Below are 15,576 nucleotides of genomic sequence, written 5' to 3'. Positions count from 1 at the left end.
CCCACTCACGGTCCGGCCGCCCCGCGCATCCCCCCGGTTTGGTTCCCCCGCACGTCACCGGACCTTCGTCGCGACAACGCTGCGTACCCATAGAGTCACACCACGCAAGGTGGCCGTCAAGCCATTTCGGGAAAGTCGGACTTGTCCGGGGTCAGTGCATGCCGCAAGTGGCGACGAACGCCTCGCCCGCCCCGCTCAGCGCCAGCGGGCCACCGGCCGCCGTACCCACAGCGGCCTGACCCGCGTCCAGCGTCACCGACCCCACGCCGTCGTCGACGGTCAGCTTCCCGGCCCGGCAGAGCACCACCCGCGGCCCGGGCAGCGTCAGCCGCACACCAGCCGCCCCGGCGGCCACTTCGACCCGGTGCAGCGCGAAGTCCTCCACCGGCACCGGCCAGGTCAGCACGCCCGGCTCCACCTGCTCCGGCCGCAGTACCGGCCGGGTCAGCACCTCGAACCGGAGCACCCGCAGCAACTCGTCCACGTCGACCCGCTTCGCGGTGAACCCGCCGCGCAGCACGTTGTCGCTGGCCGCCATGATCTCCACGCCGGTGCCGCGCAGGTAGGCGTGCAGGTTCCCGGCCGGCATCCAGATGCCCTCGCCGGGCGCCAGCCGGACATGGTGCAGCAGCAACGCCACCACCACGCCCGGGTCGGCCGGATAGCCGGCCGCCAGCGTGCGGACCAGTTCGGCGTCCGCCGAGGCCGGCCCGGCCTGCGCCGCCGCCAGCACGGCCGCCACCAGCCCGGCGCGCTCCGCCTGCGGCCAGCTCAACAGCAGGCGGACCGCCTCCCGCAGCCCCGCCGGCCCGTCCCGCAACGCCGCCACCACAGGTTCCAGCGCGGGTACGCCGAACGCGGCGATCGCCTCCGCCGACTCCCCGGGGTCGCGGAAGCCGCACAGCGCATCGAACTCGGAGAGCGCCACCAGCAGCTCCGGCTTGTGGTACGGGTCCACGTAGTTGACCCGCCCCACGTCGGCGGCGTGCCCGGCTCGGGCCTGCTCGGCGTCCGGATGCGCCTGGAGACTCAGCGGCGAGTCGGCGGCGAGCACCTTCAGCAGGAACGGCAGCCGGGTGCCGAACCGGCCGACCAGCCGCTCACCCAGCCAGTGGCCCGGCTCGGCCACCAGCAGATCGGTGAGGCTGACCGGCCGGCCGTCGCGCTGCACAGTGGCCGGGGCGCCCGGGTGGGCGCCCAGCCACAGCTCCGCCTCCGGCCCGTTGCTCGGCACCGGCCGCCCCTGCAACTCGGCGATCGCGGTGCGCGAGCCCCAGGCGTAGTCACGGATCCGGCCCTGCAACAACTCCATCGGTCAGCTCCCGGGCCGCCCGGCGACCTCGTCGGCCGCGTGCGTCCCACCGGTGGTCACGGCCTCCGGGACGGCGGTGTCCGCCGCCTGCCCGGTGCCGGCCTGCTCGGCGGCGGGCGAGTAGATGTCCGGCTCCAGGTAGATCACCCGCGCGGTCGGCACCTCACGCCGGATCCGCGCCTCGACGGCGTTGATGTCGCGGGCCAGGTCGTGGGCGGTCTCCCAGGCCGGCACCGCGATCTTCGCGGCCACCATCAGCTCCTCCGGGCCGAGGTAGAGCGTCTTCATGTGGATGATCCGCTCGACCTCGGGACCGTTCGTCACGGCCTGCTCGATCTTGTCCAGCTCGCTCTGCTCGGCGCCCTCGCCGAGCAGCAGGCTCTTGGTCTCGATCGCCAGCGTGATAGCGATGATCACCAGCAGCACGCCGATCATCGCGGTGCCCGCGGCGTCCCACATGCCGTTGCCGGTGATCAGCGTCATGCCGACACCGAACAGCGCGAACACCAGACCGACCAGGGCGCCGAAGTCCTCCAGCAGGACCACAGGCAGCTCCGGCGCCTTGGCGCGACGGATGAACCGGACCCAGGTCTGGTTGCCCCGGACCAGGTTCGACTCCTTGATGGCGGTACGGAAGGAGAAGCTCTCCATCACGATCGCCGCCACGAGCACCGCCACCGGCACCCACTGCCAGTTCTCGATCGGGTGCGGGTCGGACGCCTTGTGGTACGCCTCGTAGAGCGCGAACAGGCCACCGATGCTGAACAGCACGATCGCCACGATGAAGGCGTAGATGTAGCGCTCCCGGCCGTACCCGAACGGGTGCTGCGGCGTGGCCTGCCGCTTGGCCCGCCGGCCGCCGATCAGCAGCAGGCCCTGGTTACCCGAGTCGGCCACCGAGTGGATCGACTCGGCCAGCATCGACGACGAGCCGGTGAGGGCGAACGCGATGAACTTGGTGACGGCGATGCCGAGGTTCGCCGCCAGGGCGGCGACGATCGCCTTGGTGCCCCCGTTTGCGCTCATTCCCCGCCTCGCCCGATGCCCCGTGTGGTCACTGGTTAGCCAGCTCCTTCATCTCCGTGATGGCCGGTACCGCCATCGGGTCCAGCCCATGTGCCAAGGCGAGGTAGATCGAGGCGAAGTCGGGCACCGCCACCAGCGACGCGAGCCGCTCCAGCGCGGAGCCGCCCTCGGCGGTCACCACGTCGCAGCGCACCCCGCGCCGCTCGGCGAGCGTCTGCACCGCGTCCGCGCGGCGCTCCTCGACCGCCAGCGGCTCGTCGGTGTCGTCGTCGGCGTTGAGCCCGCCGTCGCGCAGCAGCACCAGCCGCAGCCGCGTGCCGTCGGGCTCGTCGTCGCCCGGGTCGGCGAAGATGTCCCGCTCGCCCTCGGCCAGGCCGCCGAACACCCCGTCGAGCAGGCCGACGCGGCCCCGGCCCGCCTCGCCCAGCGCACCGGCGACCACCGGGTAGCGGGCGTTCGCGGACAACGTGTCACCGAACCGCCGGGCGGCCACGGTGGCCAGCGGGGACGAACCCCACACGATCGGGATCGAACCGGACAGGCCCAGCGCCAGCGACTTCGCCGGGTTGACGAAGGACTCGGCGGTCGGCCGGCATCGATCGGCGTCGGCGTCCAACCGGGCCGCTGTCTCGGCCAGATCCGCCTCGTTGACCTTCACGAGCCCGAGGGTACGGGCGGCCAGCAGAACCGGCACGGTGAGCGCCCAGAGGCTCGCCCGGGCCGGCGCGCGCCGGGGCACCGGGATGAACGGCGCTCGGGCCCGCTCCGCCACGGACTGGAGCTGCGAGTCGGGCGCGCCGACGGCGACCAGCCGGGCGCCGCGCCGGTGCGCCGCCTCGGCCGCGCCCAGCGCCTCCGGGCTGCGACCGGACGCGCTCACCGCGATGACCACGTCCGCCGCGCCCACCCAGCCCGGCACGCCGGCGCTGCGGTGCGGGATGACCGGCACCGGGCAGCGCGGCCCGGCGACGGTGGCCAGCACGTCACCGGTACGCCCGGCGGTGCCGATGCCCGCGATGACCACCGCGCGGGGTCGTCCGTCGTCGGCGAGCACCGTCAAATTCGCCTCGGCGGCCAGCGCCGCCGACTCGCGCACCTGCGCGCCGGCGGACGCGGTGAACCGGAGCATCCCGCCCGGATCCCGCTCGGAGAGCTGCGCCGCGTCGTCCAGCAGGGTCTCGTCCGCGTGCCGGTGGCCGCTGACCCCGGCCGTACCCTCCATCACCGCGACGACCCGCCCCGCGCGTCGTCGGCGGCGGGTCCACCACGCGCCTCGTCCAGCAGGAGCACCGGGACGTCGTCCCGGACCTCGAAGATGCGACCGCACTCGGTGCAGGTGAGCGTCTGCGCCTGCGCGTCGTAGTCGAGCGGGGCGTGGTGCGTGTCCGGGCAGGCGAGGATGTCGAGCAACTGCGGGTCCAGGGCCACGGCGCGGCTCCTTCCACGTATGCGGTCTCACCGGTCGGCGGTGCCGATCGGCGCACGCGATCTTATCGGCCGAGCGGCCCCGGCACCGGGCCCCGTTCGGCCCCGGTGTTCCGTCCTCCGGTCGGGCAGGTGGCGGCTGCCGGGTCACGGCATGACCACCCACCGTCACCGTAACCCCGGGAGCGGGTCGGGTTCCGGCTCAGTCCGGCAAGCGGGGCAAGACGCTCGTCGCGTCCCCGGCGGGCGGGGCCGGTGGCGCCGGGGCGGACGCGGGCGCGCCGTACACGTTGCCGGCCGGGCGGGGCGGCGTCGTGCCCCCGTACACCGTGGGGGCCGGCCCGGGCGTGCCGGAGCGGTAGGTGGTGGTGCTGCGCGGCAGCGGGACCGGCGGGAGGCCGGTGTCCGCGCCACCACCGCTGCGGTCGGCGCGGTTGCGGCGCAGCAGCAGGACGATGAGGGCGGCGCCGACCAGCACCAGCCCGATACCGAACCACATGATCATGGAACCTCCGAACGACGAGTCGTCGGCCGCGGCGGTGGCCGGGGCGACGGCGGCGGCGACCGGCGACGTGTCGGTCGCCTCGGCCGCCGTGGTCTCGCTCGCGCTGGGCGTCGGCGAGGGCTTACGGGACGGGGTGGGGCTCGGCGTCGCCGCGCCCACCAGCCGGGCCGACCCGCCGGCCCGGCCGAGCACGTCGCCGTTCGCGGCGCTCGCCTCGGCGGCCAGCTCCAGCCGGCCGCCGACGGCCCCGGCAAGGAAGGACACCCGGTAACGCACGGTGACGCCCTTGCCCTTGCACAACGGCCGGTCGACAGGCGCCACCGCGGCGGTGGCGACGGCGCCGCCGTCCCCGGAGACCTGCACCGGCACCCATCGGCCGCCGGACGCCACCTGCACCCGGACCTGGTCGGCCCGCAGGCCCTCCAGCCGGAGCCCGACCGCGGTACGCAACTGCACGCAGCCGTCCGTCCGCTTGCGCACCTCGACCGCCACCGTCCCGGGCGGCCCACCGGCGGTGAAGCTCTTCGCCGCGCGCAGTCCCACCCGGTCGTCCCGGGCCGACGCCGGTGACGCCGGGACGGCGATCAGGCCACCCAGCAGCGCGCCGACAATGGCCCACCGCGCCGCGTGCCGCCCTGCCGACATCTCCACCTCACCGTTGCGTCCGGACCGGATCCGCCGGTCAGGTTACTACCGGCCCCTCCGGGCGCCCGCGCATCGAGCACGCCACATGTGTGCAGCGCCACGCGATCACCGCCCGCCCAGGTCACCGCCCGACGCGCCTGCATCGGCGAGCGCCCGCCGGCACAGCCGGTCGGCCGTACGGGTGGTCTCCGGCAGCCGGTACCGGGGCGTCAGAGCCAGTACCCGCTCCACCGCGTCGTCCAACCCCATCCGGTGCCCGACGCTCACGAAGACCGGCCGGACACCGTCCTGAGTCCGCAGTACCCGCCCGACCACCTCGCCGCCGTCGCACAGGTCGGCACTGTCACCACGCGCGGGACCGGGCCCCGTCCACGAGCCGACGAGCGGCGTCTTGCCCACCCCGATCGTCGGCAGCCCGGTCACCAGGCCCAGATGGCAGGCCAGCCCGAACCGGCGCGGGTGCGCCAGCCCGTGCCCGTCACAGACCAGCAGCTCGGGACGGACCGTGAGCCGGTCCAGCGCGGCGAGCAACGCCGGCATCTCGCGGAACGCGAACAGCCCCGGCACGTACGGGAAGGCGGGCCGCCCCACACACACCGCCTCGTCCACCACATCGAGGGTGGCCGCGTCGAGGACCGTGACGGCCGCCGCGAGCAGATCACCGTCCTGCGCGTACGCCACGTCCAAGCCGGCCACCGTCGTGGGCGCGGCAGGACCGGGCCCGACCAGGTCCACCCGGGACCGCAACTCCTCCTGTACGCGTCGCGCCTCCGCCACGTCGGCGGGCGGCACGTAGGGCACGGGTGTGCCGTCGGTGGAGGGCATGGCGTTCCGGGCCGCTTTCAGGAGGCGGCGGAGGCGATGGTGGGGTCGGCGGCGGGGTCACCGGCCTGCTGGAGCTGCTCCTCGAACATCACAAAGGTCCGCCGCCGGATCCCCTTGATCAGCGCGGCTTCCTCCGCGGTGAACGGTCGCCGCTCCGCGACGGCGGGAGCCTCGAGCGCCCGGACCGTCTCGTAGAGCGCGAAGACCGGCCCCCCTCCGCTCAGGTAGCGTCCGCGCAACTGCTCGACGTGCTGCACGAAGGCATCAGCCGAGCGCACGTAGATCTCGCCGCCCACGCCACCGATCACGTCGTCGACGAGCTCGTCCGCCGGCCGCCAACCCCCCGTCGAGCGGTCCAGCTTCCAAGCGGCGTGGCCGCCATCCTGTGTGGCGACCAGCTTCACAGGCGTGTCGTAGTGCTCGAAATAAGCGGGAAGTTCGACGCCGTCGACTGTAGCCATCACGCACTCTCCTTGTGCAGCGCCGTCTGAAGAGCCTCCCAGAACAGCTCACGCTGTCGCCGAAGCACCGCCCGACGAATGGCGGACTCCGTCACCGTCACGCTACGTCCCTCCTCACGAGCGACCGCTTCGAGGTCGCGCCGCACTTCGAAGAGGGAATGTTCCCAGTTCGCCACTCTGTCGAGTGGCGCCAGTTGCAGCCGGAACTCAGCGATGTGCCCGTTGGAGGCACGGAGGAACATCTGTACGTCTCGGTATCCACTTTTCTGTGGGCTCTGGAAGCGGTCTTCGAACTTCACCAGATCCAATCGCCCGTCGTTCCTCAGACGTGCGAGTCCGCCGTAGAGTTCGTCGAGGTTGCCAAACGAGACGTAGCCGCCCGCGAGATCCTTCAGCTGTGACGCATCGCCGCCGTAGCCCTTGATTTTGTCCTCAGCCCGCGCACGGTCCTTGGGCTCACGACGCGGGTGGTATTCGGCACCACCACCGCATGACTCTGCCAGATCCCGCCCCAGGGAGTTGAGCTCCGACTGCGCGACAGCCGCTGCCTCATACAACTGGTCCAAGAACTGCTTTCGATACGCGGTGTCACCAAGTCGCGCTAGATCGAAACCCGGCTGCGCGGCCTCCGCGCTCTCAGTTGTAAAGGATTCGCTCACCGTTAAGTGAGCGTCTGTCAATGGAGTCGGCATCAGGGCCGGCGGCTCCGTCGATGCAACGACGTCAGCGCCCCGTTCCCGGATCTCGCCTACCACGTCTTGCAACACGTCGATGGCCTGCTGGTGGCCGGCCAGGTGGTGCAGGGTCAGCGGCCGGGCGGTGAGCGAGTTGGCGAGTTCCGGTGTCGTCAGGATCATCCGGACCAGGTCGGGCCGCTCCGCGAGCTGCCGCACCAACCTCTCGGCCAGCAACTCCTCGCGTCGCGGCGGCGCCTCCCAGCTCTGGTCGAGCATCCGCTGCACGCGCGGGTCGGCGAACAACCGGGTGAGGTCGGCCGCACCGCTCTCGTTCAGCCCCGGTACGAGCCGCCGCAACGTCGGCACGTCGACGTGTTGCGCCAACTCGACGGGCGTCACGCCGGCGGCGAAGGCGGCGTCGAGGTTCCCGCTCTCCGCCAGCGCGTCGCGCACGTAGAGCCCGGCCGCGATCCGGTTGGCGTGTGCCTGCCGGTGGTCCTCGCGTACCCGGTCGGGTTCCGGCTCGACGGGCGGCGCACCGCCCGGCATCGGTCCGTCGGCGCGGCGGTGGATGGTCGTGGACTCGCCGAGCAGGTGGACGTGGTTGAAGTCCGGGACGGGACCGTCGGCGATCGGCGGCGGGGCCGGCGGCCGTGGCGGCGCCGGGCGGGGCAGCGGCTCGGGCAGGACGTTGTAGGTGCCGGGTGGGCGGTCGGCGAGCGGCATCGGCCGGCCGCCGGGGCCGAGCACCAGAGCGTCGACGCCGACCACGTTGCCGCGGGCCGGACGGCCGCTGTGGTGGTAGATCGGCCGGTCCGCCACCTCGCCCGTCTGCGGGTCGAGGAAGAGGATCGTGTCGTTCTGGTTCAACGCCACCCACGCGTGCGATCCGCCGCCCTCGAAGCTGGTGATGAGGAACGCGTAACTGCCGTGGCCGCCCGACGCGAGCTGCGCGTACAGGTCCCGGTAACCGCCGTCCACCAACAGCTGGCGCTCCCGGCCGGTGACACCGGGCCGGTCCGGCGGACAGAGGTTCTGGAACCGGCCGCCGGTCGTCTGCTCGACGCGCAGCGGCCCGTCCGCCTCCCCGCCCACCGGCCGGTTCACGTCGCCGTTCAGGTAGCCGTCGAACGTACGCGGCGCCGCGACGCGCGGCCGTCCGTGAACCCAGGTCTCGAACAGCGACAGCGTGCAGTCGAGGCAGTTGATCCCCCGGGTCGCGTCGGCCGCCGGTCCGCCGTCGTTCGCGAGGCGGAACCATCTGCCGCGCCGGGGATCGGCGGTACGGGTCACGCTGCCGTCGGGGTTGCGGGGCATCTGCCGTTCGAGGTCGGTCTGGTGCAGCGCCAGCGGAGGCCGGAGCCCTCCCCGGCGGCCGTAGGGCCGGGACCTGTCGATCGGCTCGGGGTGCCCGTGACCGGTGAGCGCGGAGTGGTCGGCCGTCTCCACCGCGCCGACGGCCAGGTCCGCCACGTCGTCGTTGATGCGGTAGAAGTCGAGGTCGTCCTCGATCATCACCTCCTGCGGCAGACGCTGGCCGGCACGGACGGCCTCCACCTCATCGACGGCTCGGTAATGCAGGCGTTCTCGCCGCCGGCCCTCCCACACGTGCCTGTCGGCGAGCTCGTGCCGCCCGGCTTGGCGCAGTTCGTGGGCCTGCATGAGGAGCCAACGCGCCGCCTCGTAATGCTGTTCGGCGAGATCACGCAGCTCCTTGATCTGCGCCTCTCGTCTGTTCTCCTCGTGCAAGGCACGCTGGGACTGCAGATAGCCCTGGTAGCGCCGCCGGTCCAGACCTTCCCGATCGGCCTTCAGCCGCGCGGCGCGCTGCTCGGCGGTCTCACGGGGCCACGCCTGGACATGGGGCGGGCCCGGGTGGGGCCCCGGGGAGTCGGTAGGAGGGCGATGCGGAGCCAAGGATTCCAGCAGCGGAAAACGGGTGTTCGGCCCCGGTCGGGGCTCGGGCCCGACGGCCGGCGCTCCCGGATGCGGCCCCGCCTGCGGATGGACCGGCGAGACCGGAGGCGGTCCTGCCTGAACTCCGTTGCTGAAGGGAGCGGCGCGGTCCGCCGTTGGTGGCGCCGCGACCCGCGCGTGGTCGGCAGGTGGTGTAGGGAGTGTCGTCGGTGAGGCTGCCGCCTGGATCGGGTTGGTCGAGGACGGCGTGGGGTGGTCGATCGGCGACGTCACCGGACCGACACCGTTGTGAACTCCAGGGGCGGTCGACGGGGGCGTGGCGACGGGCGCGTCCGTGATCACCGAGGACAACGTGGGGCTCGTGGTGGCGGTCGGACGTGCCACGTCGTGCGGGACGACATCGTCGAGCGGCGGCGTCGTCGTGGGATCCGGCGCCGGGCGGGGCAGGTCCACGGCGAGCGGGTGCGGACCGGCGGCTTGGGGCGTGACGTGTGAGGGTGTCGCGGGAACGGCCCCCGCCATCGTGTCGCCGCCGCTGTGGACGATCGGCTCGGCGGCCCGCTGGGCCGGGATCAGCCCGACGGGGTCGGCGGTGACCGGCACGTCCAGGCCGACCGGGGACACCGTCAACCCGCTCAGCTGCCCGTCGAGGCGTCGTTGCAGTGCCGAGTCCGCCTGGTTCGTGGCGGACCCGCTGGCGCCGGAGGCAGCGGCGCGCGCCAGATCCTCGAGCGACGGCCCCTGGCCGGTCGCCAGGCCCGCAGCGGTCTCGGCGAGCGTCTCCCCGCCCATCTCCCGCCCGAACCGCTCGGCGATCTCCGCGAACGGCCCGTTGGCGTGCCGGCCCAGCCCGGCCAGCGGCGCGACCGCACCGCCGGCGAATCCGCCGAGAGCCGACGTGCTCACATCGGTCAGGTCGAGGCCGTCCCGCCGGCCGGTGGAGTTCTGGTACGCCTGCGTGCCGAGGCTGGTGGCCGCTTCCTGACCGGCCTCCAGCACGCCGCCGATCGCGGCCCGCCGGGCCAGCTTGCGGGCACCGGACCTGGCTGCCTCCTTCGCGGCCCGTTCGCCCGCCTCCTTGAGGCCCTGCTTGACCGCCTTGCGGGCGAGCTGAGCCACCAGCCGCTTGAAGATCTGCTGCACCACGACCCGCGTGGCGGTGATCGCGGCGGCCGCCGCCGGTGAGGCGGCGCCGAGGGTGAGCACTGTGGCGACGGCCAGGGACAGCAACTCGATGACCAGGATGCCCAGCTCGATCCAGGCTTCCAGCTTCGCGCCCTCGATGTCGCAGCCGCAGGAGTCGACCAGACGCGCCAGTTCGTCGGTCGCCGCGACCAGGACGTGCAGCGGCGCGTCCTCACCTTCGGCGAGCTTGTGCCACGCCGTGTCGAACGCGCCGGCGACCAGGCCGACTCCCCCGTACCCGCTCCTGACCTCGCCGGCGGCGGTGATCGCGTCGTCGCGCGGACGGGTCAGGACGCCTGCCACGCCGTACCACTGGTCGGCCAGGTCCCAGACGGCGCGCTCGTCGCCCTCCGGCCATTCGACGCCGACCACCCAGTCGAGCGCCTCGTAGATCCAGCCGGGCAGGTCCCACGGAGAGAAGTCGAGCGGGTGCGGGATCGGGCTGGGCAGCATGCTCACGCGCGGGTCCTCCGGTGGTCAGCGCCGGGGCCGATGGGGGTTGTGCCCTTGCTGCGGGATCGTCCCGAGGTCACGGGCGTTGCTCAGGTCCGTCTCCACGGTGGCCGTGACCGAGCGGACGACGTCCGACCCGAGCACCTCCAGTGACCGGCCGAGAAGCTCCCACGCGCGCAGCAGCGTCTCGGCGTAGCCCTGGTAGTGCTTGTCGAACGCGGCGCCGATGTCGTCGCGGCCCCAGGGCCGCTGGGCGCTCGCGGCGGCGATCGGCTCGCCGGTCTCCCGCCGGGCCGCGCTCACCGCCCGCCCCGACAGCGCCAGGTCGGCGCCGCCGCGGCGGGCCCGGTCCGGGTCCAGCCAGATCTCTCCCCCGGCCACCTCTCACTCGCCGCGGGCCAGCACGGAGTCGGCCCGGCCGAGCAGCGCGCCGAAGTCATGGGTACGCAGGAACTCGACCGACGGCGAGCCCGGCGGCAGGTAGCCGGCCACAAGTTCACGGGTGGCGGTGGTCGCCGCGGTGGAGGCGCGCAGCACGGTTTCGGTGATCTTCCGGCTCAGCGCCCGGGCGTCCCGGTCGTGGAACGCCGCCGGGCTCACCTCGACGCTGATCAGCTCGCCTCGCGCGCCGACGATCGCGGTCACCTGACCGTCGTCAGAACGTTCGGTGACCCGCAGGCCGGCCAGCTTGGTCTGGAGTTCGTCCAGACCGGACCGCAAGCGCTGGTATTGGCCGTACACCTCGTCGAATCGCGCTCGTAGTGCACGGTTCGCATCCCGGTCCGCACTCTCGGCCACCGTCGCTCCCCTTCCGTCACCGTGGGTAGGGCCGACCATACCGGGTGCCACGAAATCCGTGGGGTCCGGTAATTTCAGGTGGTGATCGAGCGACAGCAGGCCGAGCAGATCGCCTCGGTGTGGGCCCGGCGGGACTCCGACCGCCTCGGTTTTCCCTGCACGCCGGAGGTCGAGGAGTTCGACCTGGGCTACGTGGTGAGCTCCGTCGTGTCCACCGAGGCGCGGGCGCTCCCCGGCGACCTGCCGACCACCGTGATCGACAAGGAGACCGGCGAGGTGTCCACGTGGCCGCGGGTGCCGGCCACGGCGGTCGAGCGGATGTACCGGCAGCGACGTCCGGCCGAACCGCGCCCGCCGCGTACCGTCGATCCGGCCGCCCAACTGCTGCGTGAGCTGACCCGCCTGCCCACGCCCGGCGCGGCGGCGCACCTCACGCTCGACGGCAGGCAACACGTCGCGCAGGGCGCGAAGGGCGACGTCGAGGTACGCCACCATCCGCTCGTCCAGTCCTACCTGGACGACCTACCCGCAGGGCATCTGGTGCGCGGTGGGGAGCGGCACGCCGAGATGATCGTCGTCTCCGACGCGCTGTACGAGCACGACCACCGCCGCGCCACCGAGGGCCTACCCCCTTTGTCCATCGAGGATGCCCGCGACCTGCTCGGCACCAGCCGGATCGAGAGCTTCCGCATCCGCGAGGCGGGCGACCCGTTGGGCGGACAGGCGGATCTTCCCTGCGACTCGTGCGTCAGGTTCCTGGTGCGGTTCGCGGTGCTGCCGTGGCCCGACCTCGCCTTCGTGGAGGAGTGGCGGCCGGAGCCGCGCGAGGTCATCGAGCCCGGGCGGTTCCCCGACGAGGTCGCCCACGCCCTCATCGACGGCGGCTGGCAGATCAGCATGTTCAACGAGGCACTTGCGATGGGCGCGATGACCGAGACGAAGGAGATCGCGGGCCAGCATCACCGGCACGAGCCCTTTCCTGCCGCCGAGGCGGCACTCACCGCGTTCCCGGCCGTCTTGAGCCGACGCCGTGGCCCGGGGGCAAAGGTCTGGATCAGCCGGTTCACCACCAACCCACTGCGCGCCGCGCACACCGCCGACTCTCTCGCCGACTTCGGCGCGCTCATCGACGCCCGCCTCTTCCCGCTCGGCAGCGAACGTCAGGAGAGCATCCTCGCGGTCGACGAGCACGGCCGCGTCTTCGCCCTCGACCAGGCCGGCGAGTGGTTCCTCGGCGCCGACATCGACGCCGCTCTCACCACCCTGCTGCTCGGCCGCGCCCCCGCCCGGGTCCGCGACGACGGCACCTGGTGAGCGGGCGGGCGATCAGAGGGCCACGCCGGTCAGCACCGTGACGCGCGGCTCGGTGTAGTCGTCCATCGCGCTGCGCAGCCCCTCCCGCCCGACGCCGGAGCCCTTCATCCCGCCGTACGGCATCTGGTCGGCCCGGTACGACGGCACGTCCCCGACGATCACGCCGCCGACCTCGAGCGTGCGGGCCGCGTCGAACGCCACGTCGAGCCGGTGGGTGAAGACGCCGGCCTGGAGCCCGTACGCGGAGTCGTTGACGGCGGCGAACGCGGCCCGGTCGTTCGCGACCGGGGCGACCACCAGCACCGGTCCGAACACCTCTTCGGCGCACACCTTCGCGTCGGCCGGCACGCCGCTGAGCACTGTGGGCGGGTAGGTGGCGCCCTCGCGCCGACCACCGGTCTCGATGACCGCACCGGCGGCGACCGCCTCGTCCACCCAGGTCTCGACGCGCTGCGCCGCCTCGACCGACACGAGCGGGCCGACGTCGGTCAGCTCGGATCGCGGGTCGCCGGTGCGCAGCGCCTGCACCGCCGCGACGAGCCGGGGCAGGAAGCCGTCGTAGAGCCATTCGTGCACGTAGACCCGCTGCACCGCGATGCACGACTGCCCGGCCTGGTAGTTGGAGAACGTGGCGATGCGGTGCGCGGCGAAGGTCAGGTCCTCGTCCGCCGCCCAGTCTTCGCAGATGACCGCCGCGGCGTTGCCACCGAGTTCCAGCGTGACGTGCTTGTCCGGCGCGGCCCGCCGGATGGCCGCGCCGACCGGGCCGGAACCGGTGAACGACACCACCGGCAGCCGCGGGTCGGTGACCAGTTCGGCGGCGCGCTCGTTCGGCAGCGGCAGCACCGAGAACATGCCCTCGGGCAGGTCGGTCTCGGCCAGGATCTCGCCGAGCAGCAGCGCGGTGAGCGGTGTCGCCGGGGCGGGCTTGACCACGATCGGGGTGCCGACGGCGAGCGCCGGGGCGACCTTGTGGGCGACCAGGTTGAGCGGGAAGTTGAACGGGGTGATGCCGAGCACCGGGCCGCGCGGCACGCGCCGGACCAGGGCGATCCGCCCGGTGGCGGCCGGGTCGGTGTCGAGTCGTTGCAGCTCCCCGGAGAAGCGGCGGGCCTCCTCGGCGGCCCAGCGGAACGTGGAGACCGCACGCCCGACCTCGGCCTTCGCCCATTTGACCGGCTTGCCGTTCTCGGCGGTGATCAGCGCGGCGACCTCGTCGGACCGCTCGGCGAGCCGGCGGGAGACGTGGTCCAGGGCGGCCGCGCGGGCGTGCGCGGGCAGGGCCGCGGCCTCCGCGGCCACTCGGGCGGCGCCCGCGACTGCGGCTTCGACCTGGTCGGCCGTGGCGAGCGTGGTACGCCCCACCGGCTGTCCGTCGTACGGGTGGGTGACTGTCAGCTCGTCCTCGCCGTGGACGGGGCGACCGGCGACGTAGAAGGCTCTCGGCTCCACGACCGGCAGCCTAGACCACAGGTGCCCACGCGGAAACAGTTGCTCAAACCCTTGTCTGCCTCGGATTTAGTAGCCAAGATGGCAGTCAGATTGCGATAACCTCCGCTGACCCTCCTCCCGGCCACCTTCTCGGAGACTTCTGATGAGCGACCAGCAGCAGCTGCGCAACTTCGTCAACGGCGAGTACGTCGACCCGGTGGACGGCGGCTACGCCGACCTGATCGACCCGTGCACCGGCGAGGTCTTCGCCCAGGCCCCGGTCTCCGGCGCGGCGGACGTGGACGCGGCGATGAAGGCCGCCTCCGCCGCGTTCGAGACCTGGCGGGACGCCACGCCGGCCGAGCGGCAGCGGGCGCTGCTGAAGTTCGCCGACGCGGTGGAGTCGCGGGCCGCGGAGCTGGTCGACGCGGAGGTCCGCAACACCGGCAAGCCCCGGCAGCTCACCGCCGACGAGGAGCTGCCGCCCGCGGTGGACGAGCTGCGCTTCTTCGCCGGGGCGGCCCGCCTGCTGGAGGGGCGCTCGGCCGGTGAGTACATGGCCGGGCACACCTCGTACGTGCGGCGCGAGCCGATCGGCGTCTGCGCCCAGGTGACGCCCTGGAACTACCCGCTGATGATGGCGGTCTGGAAGATCGCCCCGGCGCTGGCGGCCGGTAACGCGGTGGTGCTGAAGCCGTCGGACACCACGCCGGTGTCGACGCTGCTGCTGGCCGAGATCGCCGCCGAGCACCTGCCCCCGGGCGTGTTCAACGTGGTCTGCGGCGACCGCGACACCGGCCGTACCCTGGTGTCCCACCCGACCCCGCAGCTCGTGTCGATCACCGGCTCGACCCGCGCGGGCATGGAGGTCGCCGCCGCGGCGGCGCCGGACCTGAAGCGGACGCACCTGGAGCTGGGCGGCAAGGCCCCGGTGGTGATCTTCGACGACGCGGACGTGGCGGCGGCGGCCGAGGCGATCGCGATGGGCGGCTACTTCAACGCCGGTCAGGACTGCACGGCGGCGACCCGCGTGCTCACCGGGCCGGGCATCCACGAGGACTTCGTGGCCGCGCTGACCGAGCAGGCCCGCAACACCCGCACCGGGGCGCCCGACGACGCCGACGTGCTCTACGGTCCGCTGAACAACGCCAACCAGCTCGCCCGGGTGAGCGGCTTCGTGGACCGGCTGCCGGACCACGCGAACGTCACCACCGGCGGGTCACGGGTCGGTGAGCGCGGCTTCTTCTACGCCCCGACAGTGGTCTCCGGCGTACGCCAGACCGACGAGATCATCCAGGACGAGGTATTCGGGCCGGTCATCACCGTGCAGCGCTTCTCCAACGAGGACGAGGCGGTGCGCTGGGCGAACGGCGTGGACTACGGCCTGTCCGCCTCGGTGTGGACGCGCGACCACGGCCGGGCCATGCGGATGACGCGGCGGCTGGACTTCGGCTGCGTCTGGGTGAACACGCACATCCCGTTCGTCTCGGAAATGCCGCACGGCGGCTTCAAGCACTCCGGCCACGGCAAGGACCTGTCGGTCTACAGCCTGGAGGACTACACCCGGGTCAAGCACGTCATGCACAACATCGAGGGCTGATC

The 15,576-nt window shown here is 72.9% G+C and carries 13 protein-coding genes; 2 read left to right on the top strand and 11 right to left on the bottom strand.

The window, feature by feature from the left end; translation table 11 throughout:
- Window positions 1–151 precede the first annotated feature (151 nt).
- From manA to O7611_RS03120, 10 genes are all read right to left on the bottom strand, one after another.
- Window positions 152–1,312, bottom strand: coding sequence for a mannose-6-phosphate isomerase, class I (gene manA, locus O7611_RS03165; protein ID WP_194798471.1), 1,161 nt, complete (start codon window positions 1,310–1,312; stop codon window positions 152–154).
- Between the two features lie 3 nt (window positions 1,313–1,315).
- Window positions 1,316–2,338: a cation diffusion facilitator family transporter gene (locus O7611_RS03160; protein ID WP_194798472.1), complete on the bottom strand. Its 1,023-nt coding sequence runs from the start codon at window positions 2,336–2,338 to the stop codon at window positions 1,316–1,318.
- 28 nt (window positions 2,339–2,366) lie between these two features.
- Window positions 2,367–3,563: an SIS domain-containing protein gene (locus O7611_RS03155; RefSeq protein WP_194798473.1), complete on the bottom strand. Its 1,197-nt coding sequence runs from the start codon at window positions 3,561–3,563 to the stop codon at window positions 2,367–2,369.
- Window positions 3,560–3,766 (bottom strand): Trm112 family protein, encoded by a 207-nt coding sequence (locus O7611_RS03150; RefSeq protein WP_013284195.1) that lies wholly within the window; start codon window positions 3,764–3,766, stop codon window positions 3,560–3,562. Before O7611_RS03150 ends, O7611_RS03155 begins: the two co-directional genes overlap by 4 nt.
- A 199-nt stretch (window positions 3,767–3,965) precedes the next feature.
- Window positions 3,966–4,913: a hypothetical protein gene (locus O7611_RS03145; RefSeq protein ID WP_194798474.1), complete on the bottom strand. Its 948-nt coding sequence runs from the start codon at window positions 4,911–4,913 to the stop codon at window positions 3,966–3,968.
- Window positions 4,914–5,018: 105 nt separating this feature from the next.
- Window positions 5,019–5,738, bottom strand: a complete 720-nt coding sequence (nfi, locus tag O7611_RS03140) for a deoxyribonuclease V (RefSeq protein ID WP_194798475.1) — start codon at window positions 5,736–5,738, stop codon at window positions 5,019–5,021.
- A gap of 17 nt (window positions 5,739–5,755) precedes the next feature.
- On the bottom strand, window positions 5,756–6,199 hold the full coding sequence (locus O7611_RS03135) for a hypothetical protein (protein WP_194798476.1): 444 nt from the start codon (window positions 6,197–6,199) through the stop codon (window positions 5,756–5,758).
- On the bottom strand, window positions 6,199–10,431 hold the full coding sequence (locus O7611_RS03130) for a toxin glutamine deamidase domain-containing protein (protein WP_269698041.1): 4,233 nt from the start codon (window positions 10,429–10,431) through the stop codon (window positions 6,199–6,201). Before O7611_RS03130 ends, O7611_RS03135 begins: the two co-directional genes overlap by 1 nt.
- A gap of 24 nt (window positions 10,432–10,455) precedes the next feature.
- Entirely contained in the window at window positions 10,456–10,812 is a 357-nt protein-coding gene (locus tag O7611_RS03125; protein ID WP_135243437.1) for a hypothetical protein, read from the bottom strand.
- A gap of 3 nt (window positions 10,813–10,815) precedes the next feature.
- Window positions 10,816–11,151, bottom strand: a complete 336-nt coding sequence (locus O7611_RS03120) for a YbaB/EbfC family nucleoid-associated protein (protein WP_269696168.1) — start codon at window positions 11,149–11,151, stop codon at window positions 10,816–10,818.
- A gap of 156 nt (window positions 11,152–11,307) precedes the next feature.
- On the opposite strand from O7611_RS03120, the gene O7611_RS03115 reads away from it, so the two are divergent.
- Window positions 11,308–12,543 (top strand): SUKH-3 domain-containing protein, encoded by a 1,236-nt coding sequence (locus O7611_RS03115; protein WP_442929319.1) that lies wholly within the window; start codon window positions 11,308–11,310, stop codon window positions 12,541–12,543.
- A 12-nt stretch (window positions 12,544–12,555) separates the two neighbouring features.
- Here O7611_RS03115 and O7611_RS03110 read toward each other — a convergent pair whose 3' ends face one another.
- On the bottom strand, window positions 12,556–13,995 hold the full coding sequence (locus tag O7611_RS03110; protein ID WP_194798481.1) for an aldehyde dehydrogenase family protein: 1,440 nt from the start codon (window positions 13,993–13,995) through the stop codon (window positions 12,556–12,558).
- A 142-nt stretch (window positions 13,996–14,137) separates the two neighbouring features.
- Between O7611_RS03110 and O7611_RS03105 the strand changes: the two genes are divergently transcribed.
- Window positions 14,138–15,574 (top strand): gamma-aminobutyraldehyde dehydrogenase, encoded by a 1,437-nt coding sequence (locus tag O7611_RS03105; RefSeq protein WP_269696166.1) that lies wholly within the window; start codon window positions 14,138–14,140, stop codon window positions 15,572–15,574.
- Window positions 15,575–15,576: the final 2 nt, after the last annotated feature.

The organism is Micromonospora sp. WMMC273, assembly GCF_027460285.1.
Classification (GTDB): Bacteria; Actinomycetota; Actinomycetes; order Mycobacteriales; family Micromonosporaceae; genus Micromonospora; species Micromonospora aurantiaca.
The sequence above is the reverse complement of the archived record's forward strand: the minus strand, read 5'-3'. Positions and strand labels throughout refer to the sequence as shown.

Excerpts from the sequence above, each read along its gene's own strand:
- manA (WP_194798471.1), bottom strand. The coding sequence starts at position 1,312 with ATGGAGTTGTTGCAGGGCCGGATCCGTGACTACGCCTGGGGCTCGCGC.
- O7611_RS03105 (WP_269696166.1), top strand. The coding sequence starts at position 14,138 with ATGAGCGACCAGCAGCAGCTGCGCAACTTCGTCAACGGCGAGTACGTC.
- O7611_RS03145 (WP_194798474.1), bottom strand. The coding sequence starts at position 4,913 with ATGTCGGCAGGGCGGCACGCGGCGCGGTGGGCCATTGTCGGCGCGCTG.
- O7611_RS03160 (WP_194798472.1), bottom strand. The coding sequence starts at position 2,338 with ATGAGCGCAAACGGGGGCACCAAGGCGATCGTCGCCGCCCTGGCGGCG.
- O7611_RS03130 (WP_269698041.1), bottom strand. The coding sequence starts at position 10,431 with ATGCTGCCCAGCCCGATCCCGCACCCGCTCGACTTCTCTCCGTGGGAC.
- nfi (WP_194798475.1), bottom strand. The coding sequence starts at position 5,738 with ATGCCCTCCACCGACGGCACACCCGTGCCCTACGTGCCGCCCGCCGAC.
- O7611_RS03135 (WP_194798476.1), bottom strand. The coding sequence starts at position 6,199 with ATGGCTACAGTCGACGGCGTCGAACTTCCCGCTTATTTCGAGCACTAC.